20 protein-coding genes and 1 pseudogene are annotated in these 20,827 nt (G+C 49.7%); 15 read left to right on the forward strand and 6 right to left on the reverse strand.

Annotated features, from left to right (window positions below; all coding sequences use genetic code 11):
* The first annotated feature begins 52 nt into the window (after nt 1-52).
* A complete protein-coding gene (locus O9139_RS18460; RefSeq protein ID WP_270880941.1) occupies nt 53-553 on the forward strand; it encodes a hypothetical protein in 501 nt (166 codons plus the stop codon).
* A 36-nt stretch (nt 554-589) separates the two neighbouring features.
* Here the strand turns inward: O9139_RS18460 and O9139_RS18465 are convergent, their stop codons facing one another.
* The 4 genes from O9139_RS18465 to O9139_RS18480 form a co-directional block, all read right to left on the reverse strand.
* Nucleotides 590-778, reverse strand: coding sequence for a hypothetical protein (locus tag O9139_RS18465; protein WP_270880942.1), 189 nt, complete (start codon nt 776-778; stop codon nt 590-592).
* Nucleotides 779-1,349: 571 nt separating this feature from the next.
* Entirely contained in the window at nt 1,350-1,778 is a 429-nt protein-coding gene (locus O9139_RS18470) for a VOC family protein (RefSeq protein WP_270880943.1), read from the reverse strand.
* A 106-nt stretch (nt 1,779-1,884) separates the two neighbouring features.
* Nucleotides 1,885-2,385, reverse strand: a complete 501-nt coding sequence (locus O9139_RS18475; protein WP_270880944.1) for a DinB family protein — start codon at nt 2,383-2,385, stop codon at nt 1,885-1,887.
* A 41-nt stretch (nt 2,386-2,426) separates the two neighbouring features.
* Nucleotides 2,427-3,686, reverse strand: coding sequence for an AraC family transcriptional regulator (locus O9139_RS18480; RefSeq protein WP_270880945.1), 1,260 nt, complete (start codon nt 3,684-3,686; stop codon nt 2,427-2,429).
* Nucleotides 3,687-3,825: 139 nt separating this feature from the next.
* Here O9139_RS18480 and uidA point away from each other — a divergent pair, with 139 nt between their 5' ends.
* Together uidA and O9139_RS18490 are read left to right on the forward strand one after the other, a co-directional pair.
* Nucleotides 3,826-5,622, forward strand: coding sequence for a beta-glucuronidase (gene uidA / locus O9139_RS18485; RefSeq protein ID WP_270880946.1), 1,797 nt, complete (start codon nt 3,826-3,828; stop codon nt 5,620-5,622).
* 48 nt (nt 5,623-5,670) lie between these two features.
* Entirely contained in the window at nt 5,671-7,083 is a 1,413-nt protein-coding gene (locus O9139_RS18490; protein WP_270880947.1) for an MFS transporter, read from the forward strand.
* Between the two features lie 67 nt (nt 7,084-7,150).
* Here the strand turns inward: O9139_RS18490 and O9139_RS18495 are convergent, their stop codons facing one another.
* Together O9139_RS18495 and O9139_RS18500 are read right to left on the reverse strand one after the other, a co-directional pair.
* A complete protein-coding gene (locus O9139_RS18495) occupies nt 7,151-8,737 on the reverse strand; it encodes an MDR family MFS transporter (RefSeq protein ID WP_270880948.1) in 1,587 nt (528 codons plus the stop codon).
* Between the two features lie 190 nt (nt 8,738-8,927).
* On the reverse strand, nt 8,928-9,683 hold the full coding sequence (locus tag O9139_RS18500) for a carbon-nitrogen hydrolase family protein (protein ID WP_270880949.1): 756 nt from the start codon (nt 9,681-9,683) through the stop codon (nt 8,928-8,930).
* Between the two features lie 150 nt (nt 9,684-9,833).
* On the opposite strand from O9139_RS18500, the gene speD reads away from it, so the two are divergent.
* The 12 genes and pseudogenes from speD to O9139_RS18560 form a co-directional block, all read left to right on the forward strand.
* The gene (gene speD, locus O9139_RS18505; RefSeq protein WP_270880950.1) at nt 9,834-10,646 is read left to right on the forward strand and encodes an adenosylmethionine decarboxylase; all 813 of its coding nucleotides are present in this window, start codon (nt 9,834-9,836) and stop codon (nt 10,644-10,646) included.
* Nucleotides 10,643-11,338 (forward strand): DUF7002 family protein, encoded by a 696-nt coding sequence (locus O9139_RS18510; RefSeq protein WP_377524019.1) that lies wholly within the window; start codon nt 10,643-10,645, stop codon nt 11,336-11,338. Before speD ends, O9139_RS18510 begins: the two co-directional genes overlap by 4 nt.
* A gap of 339 nt (nt 11,339-11,677) precedes the next feature.
* On the forward strand, nt 11,678-13,375 hold the full coding sequence (locus O9139_RS18515; RefSeq protein ID WP_270880952.1) for a LuxR C-terminal-related transcriptional regulator: 1,698 nt from the start codon (nt 11,678-11,680) through the stop codon (nt 13,373-13,375).
* 319 nt (nt 13,376-13,694) lie between these two features.
* On the forward strand, nt 13,695-14,882 hold the full coding sequence (locus O9139_RS18520) for an ABC transporter substrate-binding protein (protein WP_270880953.1): 1,188 nt from the start codon (nt 13,695-13,697) through the stop codon (nt 14,880-14,882).
* Nucleotides 14,883-14,948: 66 nt separating this feature from the next.
* Nucleotides 14,949-15,824, forward strand: a complete 876-nt coding sequence (locus O9139_RS18525; RefSeq protein ID WP_270880954.1) for a branched-chain amino acid ABC transporter permease — start codon at nt 14,949-14,951, stop codon at nt 15,822-15,824.
* Between the two features lie 13 nt (nt 15,825-15,837).
* Nucleotides 15,838-16,785, forward strand: a complete 948-nt coding sequence (locus O9139_RS18530; RefSeq protein WP_270880955.1) for a branched-chain amino acid ABC transporter permease — start codon at nt 15,838-15,840, stop codon at nt 16,783-16,785.
* Nucleotides 16,775-17,563 (forward strand): ABC transporter ATP-binding protein, encoded by a 789-nt coding sequence (locus O9139_RS18535; RefSeq protein ID WP_270880956.1) that lies wholly within the window; start codon nt 16,775-16,777, stop codon nt 17,561-17,563. Before O9139_RS18530 ends, O9139_RS18535 begins: the two co-directional genes overlap by 11 nt.
* Nucleotides 17,556-18,263: an ABC transporter ATP-binding protein gene (locus O9139_RS18540; RefSeq protein WP_270880957.1), complete on the forward strand. Its 708-nt coding sequence runs from the start codon at nt 17,556-17,558 to the stop codon at nt 18,261-18,263. Before O9139_RS18535 ends, O9139_RS18540 begins: the two co-directional genes overlap by 8 nt.
* Before the next feature lie 175 nt (nt 18,264-18,438).
* Nucleotides 18,439-18,981 (forward strand): annotated as a pseudogene (locus O9139_RS18545) (N-acetyltransferase family protein); the annotation flags it as partial.
* Nucleotides 18,964-19,494: a GNAT family N-acetyltransferase gene (locus O9139_RS18550; RefSeq protein WP_270880961.1), complete on the forward strand. Its 531-nt coding sequence runs from the start codon at nt 18,964-18,966 to the stop codon at nt 19,492-19,494. The pseudogene O9139_RS18545 and the gene O9139_RS18550, both read left to right, overlap by 18 nt.
* 9 nt (nt 19,495-19,503) lie before the next feature.
* Nucleotides 19,504-20,175 carry an HAD family hydrolase gene (locus tag O9139_RS18555; RefSeq protein ID WP_270880958.1) on the forward strand — a complete coding sequence of 224 codons (672 nt, stop codon included), beginning with the start codon at nt 19,504-19,506 and terminating at the stop codon, nt 20,173-20,175.
* Nucleotides 20,176-20,583: 408 nt separating this feature from the next.
* On the forward strand, nt 20,584-20,827 hold a 244-nt coding region (locus O9139_RS18560; RefSeq protein ID WP_270880959.1), incomplete at its 3' end, for a hypothetical protein.

Genomic DNA, 20,827 nt, shown 5'->3' on the forward strand with positions numbered 1-20,827 from the left:
GTTTAGATTTGCTGGTTATCCTAGAGGAAAAAGGACGAGGGGAGAAACCGCGGTGACAACGTTATCCATGAAACAGAAGAAATGGCTGCTTGTGCTGCATCTCATTTTCTCAGCTATCATGCTGGGAACTAGCGTGGTCGTATTAATTTTGAGCATTACAGCGGCGACCGTGCATGAGCCTGGCGTTTTGCTCGCCTGCTATACGAGTATGCATGTGCTATCCGAAACTTCGCTGCGGGCATCGACGATTGGCACGATCGTAACCGGTATTCTTTTATCGGTTTGGACGCACTGGGGGCTGCTGAAGTACTACTGGATTATCGTCAAAGAGGCGCTGACCGCGGTGACGATCGTACTGGGGCCGATCGGAATCTATATGTGGACGCTGCGCGGCATTGCCCTCATCGATTCACCGAATCAAGGCGCTTACGTTGCCAACAGCTTATATCTGTTCGCCGGCATCGGCCTGCAGATCGCTTCGCTTGTGGCCATGTTTGCGATTTCGGTTTTCAAGCCTTGGGGGAAGCGGGGGCGTTTGCCGAAGAGTGCATAAAAAGAGGGGCGCTGTCTAAGCGTCCCTCTGGTACATTCAATAAATATTAGAAAGAATGACGGCAATATCGCGATCTGAGAAGTCGAAGCGGCCATCCAAGGATTTCTTAAATGTGTGCCCTCTGGATTCTATGTAACGGCACAATCGCAGGAGTGCACTCGGTTCCAAGCCGAGCATACGGGAAAGTTCATCCAGTTGATTCGGATTCGATACGATTTCTAGCATGCAGTCGTGTACCCTCCATCTATAAATGATAGCGCAACTTGCTTTAGTCTTATCGTAATCTATCCGGGCTGTTAGTTGTTGTCGAATTGTCGGGTTAACACAAAGTTCAAAAATAGGGTCGGTGGCATATGCAGGATCGCAATGCGCGGGAACATCGGCGAACATGTTTCGCTAAAGACATGAAAAGGCAATAACGGAACAAGTTCCGTTGCTTTTTCATAGGGCGGGGCCGCTGCGGGAGTGTTGAATGGGTGCGTGCGTGTAAGGTGCTGCAGTCCGCTTTTGCCCAATTGGAGAGTGGCTGACTTGTAGTGAGCATGCGCAGGTCGATTTTACCCAATTAGAGCGGGGTGAAGGGTAGTGTCGAGGAGAAAATGTGTCTGTAAGTGGGGAATTTCGGACTAGAGACGCCTAAGCTGCCGAGATGAGCTCTGTAAGCCGGCATAATCCAACTAGAGCAACTTGTGTTGTGGCTCGAATTGAGGCGGCAAAAGCACTCGCCACAAAAAATGAAGGTGTCCCACAGCCAATATTTTGGCTTGTGGGACACCCTCTTGCTATTTATATACAATTACCAAGCCATCTCGCCGTTGTCATGATTGATTTGCCATTGGATACCGAACTTGTCCGTTACAGAGCCATACAGCTTGCTCCAGAACGTTTCTTGCAATTCCATGATGACATTGCCGCCTTCTTTAAGCTTGTGGAAAATGGCTTTCAACGATTCGATGTCCGAATCGACAATGGACAGGGTAAAGTTGTTTCCTTGAACAAATGGCATGCCGGGGAACGAGTCGGAGAACATCACAAGGTTGCCTTGAATGTTCAGACGCGTGTGCATAATGAGCGATTTGGCTTCTTCAGGCATCGGATAATTCGGATCGGATGGGCCTTCGCCGTACGTCATCATCTTCGGTGCGTCTGTACCAAACACTTGGGCGTAATACTCCACCGCTTCTCGGCAATTTCCATTAAAATTGAGGTACACATTGACAGCCATTAACTCCACTCCTCAAATTTGAATTGTCATCATGAACGATGATCCTCAATTATTTTATCATAGAACTAGATATATACAAAATTTGGAACAATAGCTCGCGATTCTATTAATCTTCCGTTCCTAGCACATCTGTATTGACCGGAATATAGCCCATTTGACGAGCCATTGCCGTAATATGTCCTTTATGATGAAACTCATGCGTGACTGTGTGCAATAGCAATTTCCGCGCCGTGAGGCTGACGCTATCGCCGTTCTCTCGCCACGGAATCCGCTTGACAATAGCTTCATCCAGGCGGTCCGCAAATACTGCCATCACTTGCTCAACAAGCTCATCGGCTGCAGCAAACCGGGCGCGGACATCCTCGATCGTATAGTGCTGCACGATGTCCTTCGGCGTTAAAGGCTTCGTCGTTCCGGCCAATAAATAGGCGTTCAGCCAAGCATGGTAACAGTCAGCCATATGCATCAAAAGACCGCGCACGCTCTGGTCGCCGAACGTCTCCAAATTACGGGCGAAGTCTTCAGGCGTCAGTTCACCGCAAAATCGTAGCAATTCATCTCGTGTTTGCTTAACCCATTTATATTCGAGTTGATTCAATTGGACCACTCCTTTACTTTCCTGGCAAAAGTTTCTAACATTCATACATATTATTCCATATCGGAAAAAGCGTGGTCAATAGAAACACTCGGTTTTATTTGAATTTTCCGATAGTCGCTAGGGGTTACACCTTCAAGCTTTTGGAACACGCGGGTGAAGTACCCGGCATCGTCAAAGCCGACGTAGCTGGCAATCCAGCCGATCGGATCCGCAGTCGTTTTTAACAAGTATTTGGCTTCTTCCAGGCGCTGCTTCTGTTGAAAGTCCGTCAACGTCATGCCCGTCTCCTTCTTGAACTGTCTCGACAAATGAGCGGGATGCACTTGACAGAGTTGTGCGAGCTGCTGCAGCTGCAGGGCTGAGCTTAAATGAATGGAGATATAGGCAGCCGCTTTTTGCACAATGGGGGAATACCCGGAGTTGGCACGCGTGCGGACAAGTTCGCAGTAGTCTTCACCCATGGCTTCGCTGAGCAGGCTAAGCGCTGCCATCGTTTCCGAGCGTTCAATCTGTTTGGCGAACTTTTCGGATATTTGATGCAGGAAAAAAGGCTGCACCCTGCCCTGTTCGGCGGAAATACGCAGCAGTGTATTTAGCACAATGAGCGCATTTTTCATGGTGCGAATCGGCTGCCCTGGGAATCTTTCAGAGAAATCGTACAAATTTTTGGTCTTGCTGGAGATTTTCTTGTATTTAATGATGTCTCCAGCAGCAATGGCGTGAAGCATCTCTTTTTCCACTTGATAGCGCAGGTCGATCAGCTCGATATGCTCCTCATCTGCTTGGTCGACGATCCGTTTGGCATGAGCTTTATCGGCAGCAGACGGGGCGGTAGGGCGGCGATCGACCATGCGCACCGCAGCTTGCCGGATCGATCCGGCTAATTCCAAGATATTGACGATACTATGCAGGGTGGAACTGCTAATTAGCTTGAGTCCGCGGTAAAAAGCTTCCAAATCCAGATGCTTCCGCTGCTGCGCCTTCATGATCATCTGCAAATCGGGGGCTTGGATCAGAAACGGACCAAGCAGCAGTACGGCTGTGTCCCCATCTTCGGTCTGAATCCAGCGCGCCAAGTAATGCATCCCCCATGCATTAGTGAATGCGCAGCTTCGGATGCGATCCCGATGAACCTCCTCGCAGAGGAATTCAAAATCGTTCTGCTGTTCAGCGCGTATACTTGCAGGCAGCTGATCATGAATATGGGCGAGTATAACTGCGCCCTGATCATCCAACAAATAAAGGTTCATAGCTGTCATTTGAAAAAACGTCATACTGATTGCCGTCAGACTTAAGGAAGGCGCCGTCATGTGCAGGGTTCATCCTTTCGTTTGTCATGTTAAAATAGTCCTATTTATGTTAAATAAATTATACGAAGAATGTGAGTATCTTAGTATAATATTTTTTGTAAGTGCTTACAAGACAAAGGGGCCAAAAGGAGACGGAGCTATGCTATATCCAATTGTAACGGAACATCGCAATGTGATTGACTTGAGTGGAATTTGGAATTTTAAATTGGATCCGGGAAACGGATTCCAGGAACAGTGGTTTGCCGCCGAACTTCAAGACACGCTGAACATGTCCGTACCATCATCTTATAACGACCTGGGTGTGACCCGGGATATTCGCGACCATGTCGGATGGGTATGGTATGAAAGAAGCTTTATGGTTCCGCGCCTGCTGTTGCAAGAACGGGTCGTGATACGCTTCGGCTCAGCGACGCATACGGCTAAGGTTTATGTAAACGGGCAGCCTGTGATGGAGCATAAAGGCGGTTTTACGCCTTTTGAAGCGGAGATCAACGCATTTCTAAAGCCCGGGGCGAACCGCTTAACGGTTGCGGTCAATAATATTGTGGATCATACGACATTGCCTGTAGGCAACTATGTGGAAAAAGAAGTGCCGGGTCTTGGCCAAGTGGTGCGAAATTCGCCTAATTTCGATTTCTTTAACTATGCAGGGATTCACCGGCCGGTGAAAATCTATACGACGCCACACGCGCATGTGAATGATGTGACGATTGTTACTGACCTGAACGGAACGACGGGGACGGTTCGTTATGAAGTCGTTGCTCTCGGCGGCGATCAACTGCAGGTGCAGGTTATAGATCAATCCGGAGCGGTGATCGGCCAGCAAATAGGTTCAAGCGGTGTAATCACGCTCGAGAACGTGAACGTGTGGGAACCGCTTAACGCTTATTTGTATACGCTCCGGATCGAACTGACGCAAGGCGGCGAAGTTGTCGACAGCTATGAGCAGCCTTTTGGCGTTAGAACGGTTGAAGTGAAAGACGGTCAATTCCTTATTAACGGAAAGCCGTTCTATTTCAAAGGCTTCGGGAAGCACGAGGATACACCGATTCACGGAAGAGGCATCAACGAAGCGGCGAATATTATGGATTTTCGCCTCATGAAATGGATAGGCGCCAATTCGTTCCGGACCGCGCATTATCCGTATTCCGAGGAAATCATGCGTCTCGCTGATAAAGAAGGCTTCGTCATTATCGATGAAACGCCAGCGGTCGGCTTGCATTTGAACTTTATGGGCATGTTCTCTGGCGGTGCGAAACGTAATACCTGGGAAGAGTTGGAAACTGCTTCGCACCATCAGGATATGATCCGCGAGCTAATTGCCCGCGACAAAAACCATCCGAGCGTCGTCATGTGGTCGATTGCCAATGAACCGGCATCCGAAGAAGATGGGGCGCATGCGTATTTTGAGCCCTTGGTCCGCTTGGCCAAGGAGATCGATCCGCAGAACAGACCGGTTACAATCGTGACACACCTGATGTCCACACCGGAAACGTGCAAAGTGGCGGAGCTGGTCGATGTGCTGGCGCTTAACCGCTATTACGGCTGGTATGTGGACGGCGGGGATTTGGAAGTGGCCAAGGTGAAGCTCCGCGCTGAGTTCGAAGGCTGGAACAAGCGCTGCCCAGGCAAACCGATCATCATGACCGAATATGGCGCGGATACGGTCGCCGGGTTGCATGATGTGGATCCTGTCATGTTTACGGAGGAGTATCAGACAGCTTACCTCCAAGCGAACCATGAGGTTTTCGATGCCTACAAGCAGTTTGTCGGGGAGCATGTATGGAATTTTGCCGATTTTAACACGAGTCAAGGCATCATTCGTGTGCAAGGCAACAAGAAGGGGGTCTTTACGCGCGACCGCAAACCGAAGGCAGCCGCACATGAATTGCGCAAACGCTGGTCGGCGATTCCGGACTTTGGTTACAAAGGATAGGAGAGGGCGGCCCCAAGTATCAACCTAAAGTCATTGGAGGGGTAGACAATGAGTCAAACGGCGATCCGGCCAGGCGCGGGGGAAGGACAGTTGGCGGAGCGAGCGGTGCGCGCTTTTGGATTCAGAGATAAGCTTGGCTATTTGTTCGGCGATTTCGGCAACGATTTCTTCTTTATTCTCGTCAGTTCATTTTTGATGGTGTATTACACCGATATTTTCCACATTAGCGCCGCCGCGGTAGGCATTATGTTTTTGATTGCCAGATTGTGGGATGCGGTTGCAGATGTGTTATGGGGACGCTTCATCGATACGCGGCAGTCCGGCAAGCAGGGAAAGTTCAAACCATGGATCTTCCGCATGTCATTTCCTCTTGTACTGTCTGGCGTGTTGATGTTCGTCCACATTCCCGGCATGTCGGGCGGGTTTTATTTGGCCTATGCGTTTATCACCTATTTGATCTGGGGGACCTTGTACAGCACGGTCAATATTCCGTACGGCTCGATGGCATCTGTGATGACAAGTGATCCCGTGGAACGTACAACTTTATCGACGTACCGAACGATGGGCGCGATGCTGGCTGGATTAGTCATCAATGTCACCGGCCCTTTGCTGCTATTTGTGGATAATAAAGCTGATGCAGGGCGCTTTTTATTGGGAGCCATCGTGTTTGGCGTGCTAGCGATCAGCTGCTATATGGCTTGTTGTCAGTTGGCTCAGGAGCGGATTACCCTTAACGGGAACGTTGCTAAGAAAGTGAACCTGGCTAAAACTTTTGCAGGCTTATCGAAAAATAAACCGTTGATATGGATTCTCATTGTTTCCCTGACATTCATGGTTTGCTTTATGCTGATCGGCGCTGTCAATGTGTATTTGTTTAAAGACTATTTTGGCAATGCCAAGGCGCTGAGCTTGCTTGGGCTGATTCAAACGGCGACTGTATTTATCGCCATCCCGATGGTTAAGCCGTTAGTCGCGAGATTCGGCAAAAAGGAAGTAGCTTCCGCCGGGCTGCTGCTGGCCAGCCTTGTCTATGCCAGTCTTTATTTCTTGCCTGGTTTATCCGCGATGTCGTTCATGGGCGTGCTCTCCGTTGCCATGTTTGGCTACGCTTTCTTCAATCTGGTCATTTGGGCTTTTGTCACAGACGTTATAGACTACCATGAATATGTAACTGGCCTTCGCGAGGATGGAACCGTTTACTCCATCTATTCCTTTGCCCGGAAGGTCGGTCAGGCGCTGGCAGGCGGTCTAGGCGGCATTGCCATAGCTGCTGTCGGTTATGATGCGGCGAAAAAGGTGCAAACCCATGAAGCCCTCACTGGCATTCACACGTTGGCGACCTTAATCCCGGCGATTGTATTACTGGTCATATTTTTGATCCTCACCTTCCTTTACCCCTTGAACAAACAACGTACGATCCAGTTGGTCAGCGATTTAACGGAATTAAGAAGCAAGTCCTAAACAAAACGCCTCCCCCGAATTCATCGGAGGGAGGCGTCTTGTTTGACGGGGATGTTGGCGTTGTCGTTTAGCCTCTGTTCAGCTGAGGATCGCCTTTGTCTTGGTCCGGGCTGCCTTTCGGATGGTGTGGTCCGTTAGCGCCGGGCGCACCCTGCGTTCTTTCCAGCCGGGCGCGGCCAAGGAGGAAGACAAAAAAGAGCGCCAGTACCGGCAGGGCGACAGACCACTGGAAAATGAACAAGATCGAATCCGCCAGCTTGCCGAGCAGTTGGCTGATCACTTCTTTGGACAAGTGCATTTGCTCTTGAATAACAGGATCGAGCAGCGCTTGACCGCCTTTGATTTTTTCGGCTAATTGCGGCGAAAGATTCGGAATTTCTGTCAATCCATGCTGAAAAGCATGCTTCTGCAGCGCTCCGAACACGGTCACACCGAGTGCGGAACCGATCGTGCGGAAGAAGGTAATCAGCGAGGAGGATGTACCTTTATATTGCGGCGGAACCGCGTTGAGCGTCGCCATGTTGAGCAAGGAGAAAGAAACACCCATGCCTAGCCCAACGATGACCATAAAGATCGTAATGAGCCATTCTTTTGTCTGCACATCCATTGCAAATCCTAGCAACGCTGTGCCGGCAATGAGGAATAGCGCGGATACCGTCATCGTATCCCGGTAACGGAATTTGGCGGCAACACGTCCGCCGATCTGCGAGCTGACGACGACGCCAAGCATCATCGGCGTCAATACCGAGCTCGTCTGAGTCGCTGTGCGATGGAAGACGCCTTGAATGAACAGCGGAATGTATGTTGCGCTAGCCATCATAATGCCGCCGTACAGCAAGCTGATGCCCATACTCCCGGTGAATACACGGCCACGGAATAAGCTAAGCGGTACGATCGGATCTTTCGCCGAACGTTCAGCCCAAATGAACAAGATAAACAGGACGACAGCGGCGATGAACAAGGAGATGGTTTTTAGTGAATTCCACGCCCAACCATCCGTGCCGCCGAGCTCCAGCCCGAACATGAGGCAGAGAATAGCCGCAGTCAGCAGAATGGCGCCAAGCCAATCAATCACTTGCTTCCGTTTGTTCGGTGTTTCGCGGTAAGCTTGCACAATGAACAAGAACGACAAAATCCCGAGCGGTACATTAATGAAGAAAATCCAGCGCCAGCTGAAATTGTCCGTAATCGCTCCGCCTAGAATCGGGCCGAATACACTGGAGAGACCGAATACGGCGCCGAACAGCCCCATCATTTTGCCACGCTTCTCGATCGGGAATAAGTCGAAAATAATCGTAAAGACGATCGGCATCAACGCGCCGCCACCAATCCCTTGAATGGCGCGGTAAATAATGAGCTGATCCATGTTTTGCGCGGTGCCGCACAGAATCGAGCCGATCATGAACAGCGCGAGACCTGAGAGGAAAAACCGCTTACGGCCGTACATATCGGACAGTTTGCCGAAAATCGGCGTAGCGACCACCATCGCAATCATATAGGCGGAATACACCCAAATGAAGTTTTCAAGACCTCCAAGCTTCTTGATTATGGTTGTCATTGCCGTAGATACAATCGTCTGATCGAGTGCTGACATGAATAACCCTAATAACAATCCGGCTACTGCCAGATTAATATTGCTTTTCTTTTTATCCACTTGCCACTTCCTTCCAACCCCTCGCAGGATTAAATACTCAAATTTGAATATATCACGTTACGATTATACCTGATTATTATGATCTTGCAACAGCTATTTTTGACGCAAAAAACGAAAAAAAGCACATAGCGGAAGGATCTCTTCCGTTATGTGCTAGGTAAAGTTTGGCATCTTGGGGGGGGGGAACGGCTTACAGGAGATGCGGCTGAAAACGGCTAGCCAACAATTGGGTCGCCTGAGTCGGGTCGATCGCATAGACGAGCAGCTCTTCAGCGCCGGATCCTGCGCTGCACAACCGTTCTCCCGCTGGCGAAATGAGCGAGGAGGTCACTTGTTGGCCATCAAGCGCATAATTGACGCTGGCAAAATAAATATTGTTTTCCGCGCTCCTGCACACCATCGCCCCGTTATAGAATTCCGGATTGCCCACAGTCCCCGTGAATTGCGGGTGAAACACAATCTGCGCGCCTCTTGCGGCAGCCCAGCGCACCGTTTCCGGGTATCGCCAGCCTTCATGGCAGATGACGATGCCGAACGTAAGGCCATCGATTTCAAACAACTGGCGACCTGTTCCTGGAACATAGCCGAATTGATCTTCATCGGGATCGATTTGATTTTTTATTTGATAGCCGAGCACTTCTCCGGTATTTGAAATGACAAAAGCTACGAGGTGCAGCCCCGTTTCATCGTCCCATTCCATAGGCAAAATAACGGCAATCCCAGCCTCACGGGCAGCTGCCTGAATGTCATCCAGCGCGGAGGCCTGTACAGCGTGGTCATACGGTTCAACCGCAAACCCAACGCCTCTTAACCCCGGAATGATCGATTCCGGAAAACAGATGAGCGCACAGTGGCGGTCAGCCGCCTGACGAATCATTCGTTTTACGATTGCGACGCCTTCCGCAGCCGAGCGCGGGAATGGAGTCTGTGCCAGTCCGATTTGCATGCGAATCTCTCCTTTGTCTGTCAAGCTTTGGCTACATTTTAACATAATTACCTGCCTATGAGGTGAAGAATAAAACCAGTGCTTGCTTCGCATGCTAAATCTTAGTAAAATCAGCGCCTAATGCGTGCGTGAATCAAGGGGGGAGCCTTTTTGAAATTATCATCGGAACAGCATATCACACTTCATGGCTTTAACAATTTGACTAAATCGCTCAGCTTTAACATGTACGACATTTGCTTTACCAAAACCAAAGTAGAGCGTGAAGCTTACATCGCTTATATAGACAAGCAGTACAATGCGGATCGCTTGACCGCGATCCTGAATACGGTGGCCGACATTATCGGCGCACATGTGCTGAACATCTCCAAGCAAGATTATGAACCGCAAGGGTCCAGCGTAACGATGCTGGTATCGGAAGGGCCGATCGAACAAGCGCCAAGCGAATCGTTCGAGGAGTCGCCGGGTCCTTTGCCGAATGCAGTGGTGGCCCATCTGAACACAAGTCATATTACCGTGCACACGTATCCTGAGTATCACCCTGATGAAGGGATTAGCACGTTCAGAGCTGACATTGATGTGTCCACCTGTGGGGAAATCTCTCCACTGAAAGCTTTAAACTATTTGATCCGCTCCTTTGACACCGATATTATGACGATGGATTACAGGGTTCGCGGATTCACGCGCGATATTACAGGGCACAAGCTTTTTATCGATCATGAAATCAGCTCCATTCAAAACTACATTCCGAACGAGATCAAGGATATGTACCATATGATTGATGTGAACGTTTATCAGGAAAATATTTTTCACACCAAATGCAAACTTCGCGAGTTCGATCTGAATAACTATTTGTTTGGCTACACGAAAGACACACTCAGCAAGGAAGAGCAGCAGGACATTGAAAAGAGCGTCAAGTGGGAGATGGATGAAATCTTTTATGGAAAAAATATGGTTTTTGCTTGAACACTGACATTCTTGCTACAATTACAAAATCCATTGGAAGAAAATCCCTGTATCATTTTGCTAGAAGCGGGAATTTGGAAGCGATGGCTCATTTTGATGCCTTCATGTCCAGTTATGCGTTGGATCCGCTGGATTCGCGCAGGCGCAGGACAACAGCGAAGCAAGTGGTGTATCAAGGTTTCACTGTCACCTTGAACGCCCATTTGCGCATTCCGGACAGTATGATCGATCCTTCCACAACACAGGAGCAGTTTCGCGAGGCGTTGAATCGGCATGTGTTTCTTTGGCCGACGAAGAAGGATTGCCAGAAGATGCTGGACACTTATTCGAGAAGGGAACCGGATGGGACGTTTGCGGTATTCGAATTGGATGCCTATTCGTTATTGGCGAGCCATTATGACCGTGTGAAGTTGGCCAAATATGACTCCGGGAGCGCGCCGAGGTTTCCGAAGCATTGTTCATATAGGAAAAGTCCTGACTTGTTTTTGCCCATAGACCACTTCATGCAAGTGAGCAGCAGCATCGTCCCCGTCAAAGCCTCTGAGATCAAAGAGGTGCTCGTTGAGCATCGCATCGACCATGTGTCGGCACATTTACGGGCGATCTATGTGGATGAGGCGATGGCGGTGCCTGCCAGATGGCGGCAGATTGTCAAGCCGCTTGATGACTTGCGCCGCAAGGAAGAGGGATGAACCCGATTCGCTGCCAATATGCGGCTTGGCGGGCGCTCTAAAGCGGATCATCCGTTTTAGAGCGTTCTACGCGCAGCCCCGCGCGTCCCCGCGTTCCCGTCCAAAGCGGCTATTCCGCTTTAGGGCCATTCCCCTTTTTACACACACGAATCCAAGCCCGCAACTCCCATCGCCCCTAAGAGTATACGCTTCCACACAAAACGATTCGACCCCAGTTGCCAAAAGGACTACCGTCTTTACGATTTTCACATTGCATGCCAAAAACGATGATGAGAATCTTCCACGATTTATGTTAATCTCAATATATAGAAGAATTAGCTGCGAGATTAGGAGTATGGCATGATTGAAATCCCCGGTTATCAGATTCATCAGGTGATATTGGAAGAACCATCAATTATCGTTTGCTATGCGACATCGGAGGCGTTGTCCAGAGCTGTTTTGGTCAAAATTGCAAAAGAAGGGCCGCGCATGATCCTGGAAAATGCGAAGCTCATGAACGAATATGAAATGACATCCAACCTGCGAATGGATGGCGTGCTTCAGCCGCATGCCTTATTAAGGCAGGGCAATAGCTTAATTCTTGTTAGCGAATGGTTGGAAGGGCTGACGCTGCGGCATTTTGCGCAATCTGCGGAAATGTCCATCCCGCTTTTTTTGCAGCTGGCCATTCGCATTACCGGCGTACTGGAGCAATTGCATCACAGAAATATCCTGCATATGAACGTAAGACCGGACACGATTGTCGTCGTCCCGTCTTCGCTGCGCATTTGTTTCACTGGCATGGGGCATTCCATTTATGACATTCCAGGCCAGCCGCAGGCAAGAAATATGCCGCTGTTCGAGAGCGGCCCCGCTTATATGGCGCCGGAACGAACGGGGCCGCTAAACAGGCCCGTTGAGGGAAGCTCAGACTTATATTCACTGGGCATTACGTTCTATGAGGTTTTGGCGAAGCGACTGCCCTTCACTGCAGCAGATCCGCTGGCTTGGGGGCATGCCCATATCGCCCTTAGTCCCGTGCCTCTATCCACCTACGTGCCGTCCGTTCCTGGTATGATCGAGGCGATCATCAGTCGTCTTCTGGAGAAGACGGTAGAGCGAAGGTATCTGAGCGCATCCGGCTTAAAAGCGGATCTGGAGCATTGCCTGCAGCTCTGGGAGCAGCACGGGCAGATCGAACCGTTTGAGCTTGGACGATTGGACATGCGGAAGTCCAGTTTGCTAGATCTTCAGCCTAGTGAAGATTATCGTCTGCTCAAGGTAGAGGAGAGCGCCATCGATGCGAAAGTGGATCAAGCGGGGTATGCGCGTATGCTTGAGCTTGCGGCGATCGTGCGGGCATCGGAGGCTTTTGCCGGGGAAAAGAATGGTTTTCATTTGGCAGAACAATTAATGAAAATTATGCTGGAGGCTGCTGGCGCGCAAAAAGGATTCTATATATCCGCTCAAGCCGATGCGCTTTTCGTCGTTCAACCGCAAGCGGCATCTCCGCTGAACTTGATGCCGCTATCTGAATTTGCCGAAGCTTGCAGCAGCTTCATCCGGGAAACTGCGGCCCGCCAGGTGCCGATCATCATTGAAGATGCGGCGCTTCATGGAGCTTTCGTCGATGATCCGTATGTGATCCGCTATAAGCCCAAGTCGGTTCTGGGGCTCCCTATTTTTGCACAGGGCGCGTTGAGCGGTGTGATTTATCTCGAAAATAACCTAGTTGCCGGCGTGTTCACGCCAGATCGTTTATCTGTGCTTCATGTGTTGGCTACACAAATGCAAATTATTTATCAATCGCTCATGATGGCGGGCAGCGATAAGATTAAGCTGCTGGGCAGGGAGGCTGACCATGGTTTGACGGCCCGCGAAATCGAAGTACTGCAGGAGATGGCTGCCGGGTTGTCCAATAAAGAGATCGCAGTGCAATTGAAATTGTCCAGTGAGACGGTCAAAGTGCATGTCCGCAACATCTATGACAAGCTGGATGTGAATAATAGAGTGCGCGCTGTAGCGCTTGCAGCCCAATTAAATTTGCTGGATCTGTGAGACTAGAGAACCCTTAATATGTATGTAATTGAACGCCTTGTAAGGCGTTTTTTTGTTATAGCCAAGATAGAATGTAGGGGCATTAGACATTATGTCTAAAAATTTATCGAAATTATAGACAACTTGTGAACTTTGATATAGTATTATTGACAATCGGTTAAATGATTTAACACTTGGTTAAATATTTCGAAACAATTCGTTAATAATTTGCAACATTCAAACATGTCATTATTCCAGCGGGCATGCCGGGCAAGTTGAACTCTGTTTATGTATCCTTTTTACATAATATAAAAATACTAAATGACAATGGGGGAACAACATGAAGAAGAGTATCTTGGGGAAAGTTTCGTATACGGTTATGGGCGCATCATTGTTGGCAGGATTACTGACAGGTTGCGGTGCTGCAGGAAGCGGGTCCGGCAGTTCAGGCGATGTTATCAAAATTGGAGCTAACTTGGAGCTTTCAGGAGCTGTTGCTTCTTACGGACAATCCATTGCCCAAGGCATCGAGCTCGGCGCCGAAGAGATTAACAAGAATGGCGGCATCAACGGCAAGAAAATCGAAATTATTAAAGCTGACAACAAGTCCGACGCAGCGGAAGCGACGAATGCAGCGATCAAATTGACGAGCCAAGATAAAGTGGCGGCGATCATTGGCGCAGCGACTAGCGGTGACACGGTTGCTCAAGTGCAAATTGCAACAGACAACAAAACAGTATTGCTGACACCTTCAGGCACAAGCCCGAACGTAACGGTTGGCACAAGCGGCAAAGTGAATGACTTTATTTTCCGCACATGCTTTATCGATCCTTTCCAAGGAAACGTGGCAGCTAACTTTGCAGCTAAAAACTTGAATGTGAAGAAGGCAGCCATCTTCGCCGATAGCGCCAGCGATTACGCAAAAGGTCTTGCTGCATCCTTCAAAGATACGTTCACCAAAAACGGCGGCTCTGTCGTTGCGCAAGAGTCTTATGTAGCAAAAGATACAGATTTCCGCGCAACGTTGACACGTATTAAAGCGGCTAATCCAGAGTTCGTCTTTATTCCTGGCTATTATGAAGAAGTTGGCTTGATCATCAAACAAGCGCGTGAAATGGGTATTACGGTTCCATTCATGGGTGGCGACGGTTGGGATTCCCCGAAACTGGTTGAACTCGCGGGCGCAGCAGCTTTGAACAACACATTTATCACGAACCACTATTCTTCTGAAGATCCGGACAAAACGATCCAAAACTTCGTATCCGCGTTCAAAGCGAAATATGAGAACAAATCTCCAGACGCCTTCAACGCGCTTGGTTACGACTCTATTTACCTGATTGCAGACGGTATCAAACGTGCAGGTTCGACAGATGGCGCGAAAATCAAAGATGCAATGGCACAAACGAAAGATTTGTCCCTTGTATCCGGTAAAATTACATTTGACGCTCAGCACAATCCGATCAAAACAGCAACTGTTTTGAAGTATAAAGATGGTAAACAGCAGTTCGAAACGAAAGTGAATCCATAATTGCGTTTAGGCCTGGGTGGGGGAATCTCCCCCACCTGTTTTATTTTCAGAAGGGGATTGAAAACTATGGATTGGATACAGCAGATTATTAACGGAATCTCACTGGGCAGTATCTATGCGCTCATCGCACTAGGCTATACGATGGTCTACGGCATTATTCGTCTCATCAACTTTGCGCATGGCGATGTGTTCATGGTCGGTGCGTTCATCGGCTTCTACGCGATCAAGTACGCAGGCCTGGGCTTCTTCCCTGCGCTCATTATCGCAATGGTGATCTGCGCGCTGCTCGGGGTCGTGATCGAGAGGATCGCTTACAAGCGGCTGCGCAATGCCAGCCGGATTGCGGCATTGATTACAGCAATCGGGGTTTCCTTATTGATTGAATACGGAACTATCTACCTTCGCGGTGCTCAACCGGAAGCGTTCCCGCAAGTGCTGCCGAGCGAAAGCTTTCATTTCCTTGGCGCAACCATCAGCAGCACGTCCCTCTTCATTCTTTGCGTCTCCGTGGTATTAATGATCATCCTGCAGTTCATCGTTCGCCGCACCAAAATCGGTAAAGCAATGAGAGCAGTCTCCCACGATGCGGAAGCTGCGCGCTTGATGGGGATTAACGTAGACCGCACGATCTCTGCAACTTTTGCCATTGGTTCTGCGCTGGCTGGTGCAGCGGGCGTGATTTTCGGTATCTACTATACGAAGATTGAACCGCTTATGGGTGTTATTCCCGGCTTAAAAGCATTCGTCGCTGCCGTGCTTGGCGGTATCGGCATTATCCCAGGCGCTGCAATCGGCGGCTTCGTGCTCGGGCTGGTCGAGACTTTGGTCAGTGCGCTGGGCTACTCCAACTGGCGGGATGCAGCAGCGTTCATCATTTTGATTTTGATTCTCATCTTCAAGCCGTCAGGCATCTTGGGTAAAAATACCCGTGAGAAAGTGTAGGTGACGGACGAGAATGAAAAAATCTAAAGGATTCTGGTTGTTTCTCGTTGTATCTATTGTCGTGTATGGCCTTGTTCAGCTGCTGATCAGCACAGGTGTGTTAAATCCATTTTATTCCAATACGTTGATTTATATCGTCATTAATATTATTTTGGCCGTAAGCTTACACCTGGTCATCGGGATTACGGGGCAATTCTCCATCGGTCATGCAGGATTTCTCGCTGTGGGCGCTTATATGGCGGCCATTTGCACAAAGCTTCACGTTCCTTTCCCATTGGCGTTAGTGGTCGGTGGTGTCGTGGCTGCGCTCATGGGCCTCATCGTCGGTATCCCGAGCTTGCGATTAAAAGGTGACTACCTGGCGATCGCTACGCTCGGTTTTGGAGAAATTATCCGCATTGTGTTCGTAAATATCGAATATGTCGGCGGTGCAGCAGGGATGCAGGTTTCCCACTTAACCAATTGGACGTATGCATTCGTCTGTTTGTTCATTACATTGCTGGTCATCATGAACTTTACGAATTCCACACATGGCCGTGCTTGTATCGCGATCCGGGAAAATGAAATTGCTGCGGATGCGATGGGCATCAATACGACGTATTACAAAGTTGTCGCATTTGCGATCGGCGCCTTTTTTGCCGGTATTGCCGGCGGGTTATATTCGCACAATTTTTACATCATTCAGCCGACGAACTTTGGCTTCTTGAAGTCGTTTGATATTTTGATTTTCGTTGTGCTCGGCGGTTTGGGAAGCTTGTCCGGCGCTGTGCTGGCGGCGATTCTCATGACCATCGTCTCCACTTTCCTGCAGAGTTATCCGGAAACGCGCATGGTCATCTATAGTATCGTATTGATTGTGGTCATGCTGTATCGTCCGACAGGTTTGATGGGAACCAAAGAGATCACGTCATACTTCGGTAAATGGTCGCTAGGCAAAGGAGGACGTCTGCATGGCAAGTAAACCTTTGCTGCAAGTGAAAGACGCCGGCATTCAATTTGGCGGTTTAAAAGCGGTATCCGGCTTTAATATGGAAATTCACCAAGGAGAGCTGATAGGACTGATCGGTCCTAACGGTGCGGGGAAAACAACGAGTTTTAACCTGCTCACGGGTGTCTATGTGCCGACAGAAGGCGATATTTTGTTTGACGGCAAGCGCCTGAACGGTCTTGCGCCCTATCAGATTACGCGCAGCGGAATCAGCCGAACGTTCCAGAACATTCGACTGTTTAATGAGCTGTCCGTGCTTGATAACGTGAAGGTCGCGTATCATTCTTTGTCCAAGCATTCGATGATGAGTTCGATCCTGCGTTTGTCCGGGCATTTTGCCGGCGAGCGGGAGATTGAAGAGAAAGCTTTGCAATTTCTGCGAATTTTCCAATTGGAAGGCTATAAAGATGAAATTGCCAAAAATTTGCCATACGGCCAGCAGAGGCGGTTGGAAATCGCTCGTGCTCTCGCCGCGGGTCCGAAGCTGCTGCTTCTGGATGAGCCGGCAGCGGGGATGAACCCGCAAGAGACGCACCAGTTGATGGAGCTCATTGCCTTCATCCGCAAGGAATTCCAGCTTACCGTTCTGCTGATTGAACACGATATGAAGTTAGTGATGGGGATCTGTGAACGGATTTATGTGCTCGATCATGGGCAGCTTATTGCGCACGGAACGCCTGATGAAATCCGTAACCATCCGAAGGTCATTGAGGCCTACTTAGGCGAGGAGGTGAAGAGCGGCGATGCTTAAAGTGGATGAAATTAATGTGTATTACGGAAATATACAAGCCCTGAAGGGTGTCTCGCTCGAAGTCAATCAGGGCGAGATTGTGACCTTAATCGGCGCCAACGGTGCGGGCAAAAGCACGCTGCTGAAATCGTTGTCCGGTCTCCTGAAGCCGAAGCAAGGCGATATCCAGTACCTGGGCGGATCGATTGCCGGCAAACCGGCGCAAGAGATTGTGAAGGCGGGAATCTCCCACGTGCCCGAAGGACGTCGTGTCTTCGCCAACATGTCCGTTGAAGAAAACCTGGAGCTGGGCGCTTACTTGCGCACTGCCAAACGTGAAATTCGCGAGGATATCGAGAATGTCTATCGTTTGTTTCCGCGGTTGCTAGAGCGGCGCAAACAGCTGTCAGGCACATTGTCCGGCGGTGAACAGCAAATGCTGGCGATGGGCCGGGCTTTGATGGCGCGCCCGAAGCTGCTCTTGCTGGATGAGCCTTCCATGGGCCTCGCGCCATTGTTGGTGAAAACGATTTTTGAAATTATCGTCGAGATCAACCGCACGGGCACAACGGTATTGCTGGTTGAACAAAATGCAAATATGGCGCTATCCATCGCTCATCGCGCTTACGTGATTGAGACCGGAAAAGTCGTCATCTCGGGAACAGCTGCAGAACTGCAGGCTAGTGACCAGGTGAAGGAAGCTTATCTCGGGGGCCATTAAATAAGAAGGGACTGTTTCCAAGGTTTGAAGGACCTCGGGCAGTCTTTTTTTGCGTTGAAATGAATATGGTTTATGCTGTTCGAATTACCAAATGAAGGATATGGTTTCATTCCTGTCGAAAAGTAGATGAATCAAAGGGAATGAATATGCAAAGTGCAAAAAGGAGTGGAAAGACATGCGAATCAACCAACAAGCGTTCTGTGTCAAAGATGTCAGTTATATCATTCGCTCGGCGGAGATCGAAGATGCGCAGGCTTTAGCCGCATTGCGGCTGCAGCTCGATGGGGAGACCGACAATTTTGACCGTGAGCCTGGGGAAGCTTTCCTTGATGCTCAAGGATTCGAGCAATTGATTGAAGCGGATTCCTTACATCCGAGCCATTTGCTGCTCGTTGCGGTCATGGACGATCGAATCGTTGGCTATTCGAGATGCCAAGGGAGTGAATTAAAGCGATTCGAGCACCAAGTCGAGTTTGGCGTCGGTGTGTTGAAAGCATGTTGGGGCTCGGGCATGGGGACAAATTTATTGAAGGCTTCTATAGCTTGGGCGGACGCAAACGGGATCAAGAAAATGAGTTTAAAAGTGGTGGAAACGAACGTAAATGCTTTTCAGCTGTACCAGAAACTCGGTTTTGAAGTGGAAGGCCGGTTAAAATATGATCGAATCCACGCTGACGGCAACTATTACAGCACCATCTTGATGGGCAGGTATCGGGATGAAGCGAGGCTAGCGCGCAAGGTTCAGGCGCAGACCGTATGGGTGCGGGAGGATGGATTTACCGTCCATATCGATAAAAGATTTTTGGATCTCGAGGTCATCTTTCAATTTCTAACCCAGGAATCCTATTGGGCGAAGGAGATCCAAAGAGAATTGGTTGAAGCGGCTGTTGAACATTCAACCCTTTGTTTTGGCATTTTCCATGGAGATCCGTCCAAGGGGCCAGCTGAGCAAGTTGGATTCGCCAGAGTCGTTTCGGACCTCGTCCGCTTCGCCTGGCTGGGGGATGTTTTTGTGCTTCCGCAGTACCGCGGGCTCGGCTTAAGCAAATGGTTGATGAGCATTATCGTGAATCACCCTCAATTGAAAGGAACCAGCTTCAACTTAGGCACTAGAGACGCACATTCCTTGTATGCGCAGTATGGTTTCAAGCCTTTGACGCAAGTGGAGAACCGTATGTCTCGGGCGATGAATTGGCAGGACATTTATGAAGGCTATGGCTTGAAGGAGTAGGTGGGAGCGTTGTCGATCGAGGCGGTTCTCTTTGATTTGGATGGTACTTTATTAGATCGGGACACATCACTGGACGCGTTTGTGAGGGAGCAATACGAGCGTTATGCAGCTTTACAAGTTGTTGAAAAAGAATCTTTCGTCAAACGATTTATCGAGCTGGACAATCATGGTCACGTTTGGAAGGATCAGGTGTATCAGCAGCTGATCCACGAATTTGCTATCCAGGACGTAGACGGGTCGCAGTTGTTAGAAGATTACATTTGTAATTTCCAAAAGTATTGTATAGGCTATCCAAATGTAGTGGAGATGCTCACATGGTTAAAGGAACATCATGTAAAAGTTGCGCTTGTTTCAAACGGTTTTGGACAATTTCAATATGATAATTTCACAGCGCTGCAGATCGAGCCATTTTTCGATAAGGTACTTATTTCGGAATGGGAAGGGATGCGCAAGCCTGCCCCGGCGATTTTCAATCGAGCTCTAGCTCAACTGGGAGTCACCGCTGAGAGAGCGGTCTTCGTAGGGGATCACCCTGATCATGATATCAGGGCCAGCCGAGGTGTGGGGATGACGGCGGTATGGAAGCGAAATGGTCGCGGCGATATGGTCGTGGAGGCTGATGCGGTAATTGACGATCTGGCAGAATTAATTGACATGCTACGGCCCAACTTGTCTAAATGAACAAAAAATCAGCTGCCCGGGACTTGACGTCTCGGACAGCTGATTTTTTGTTTTCGGGTGGCGATAGCCAGGCGGGTTGCCCGTGGGAGGCGGCCGCCGTAGTCCGAAAAAGCCCAGTTGGAGCGTGGGCAAAGGCGGTTGAGTCAGCCGCAGTCCGATTTCGCCGAGTTGCAGCGTGCTTTTTGTGCACGAAGGCACCAAACTGCCGCTGCAAGCAGTCAAAATCGGACTGCGCAGTCGAACCGCCCGCGCAAGGCCGCTCCAATTGGGCAAATTCGGACTACAGCGCGGCGGAGCACCGGCAGCTACGTCGGCGGCCGCCGCAGTCCGAAAAAGCCCAATTGGAGCGTGGGCAGAGGCGGTTGAGTCAGCCGCAGTCCGATTTCGCCGAGTTGCGGCGAGCTTTTTGTGCGCGGAGGCACAAAAAGCTCGCTGCAAGCAGTCAAAATCGGACTGCGCAGCCGAACCGCCCGCGCTGTGCCGCTCCAATTGGGCAGAATCGGACTACGGCGCGGCGGAGTACAGGCAGCTACGTCGGCGGCCGTAGTCCGAAAAAGCCAGTTGGAGCGTGGGCAAAGGCGGTTGAGTCAGCCGCAGTCCGATTTCGCCGAGTTGCAGCGTGCTTTTTGTGCACGAAGGCACCAAACTGCCG

Origin of the sequence: Paenibacillus aestuarii (assembly GCF_027789125.1) — a bacterium.
In the GTDB taxonomy this organism is placed as follows: domain Bacteria; phylum Bacillota; class Bacilli; order Paenibacillales; family NBRC-103111; genus Paenibacillus_E; species Paenibacillus_E aestuarii.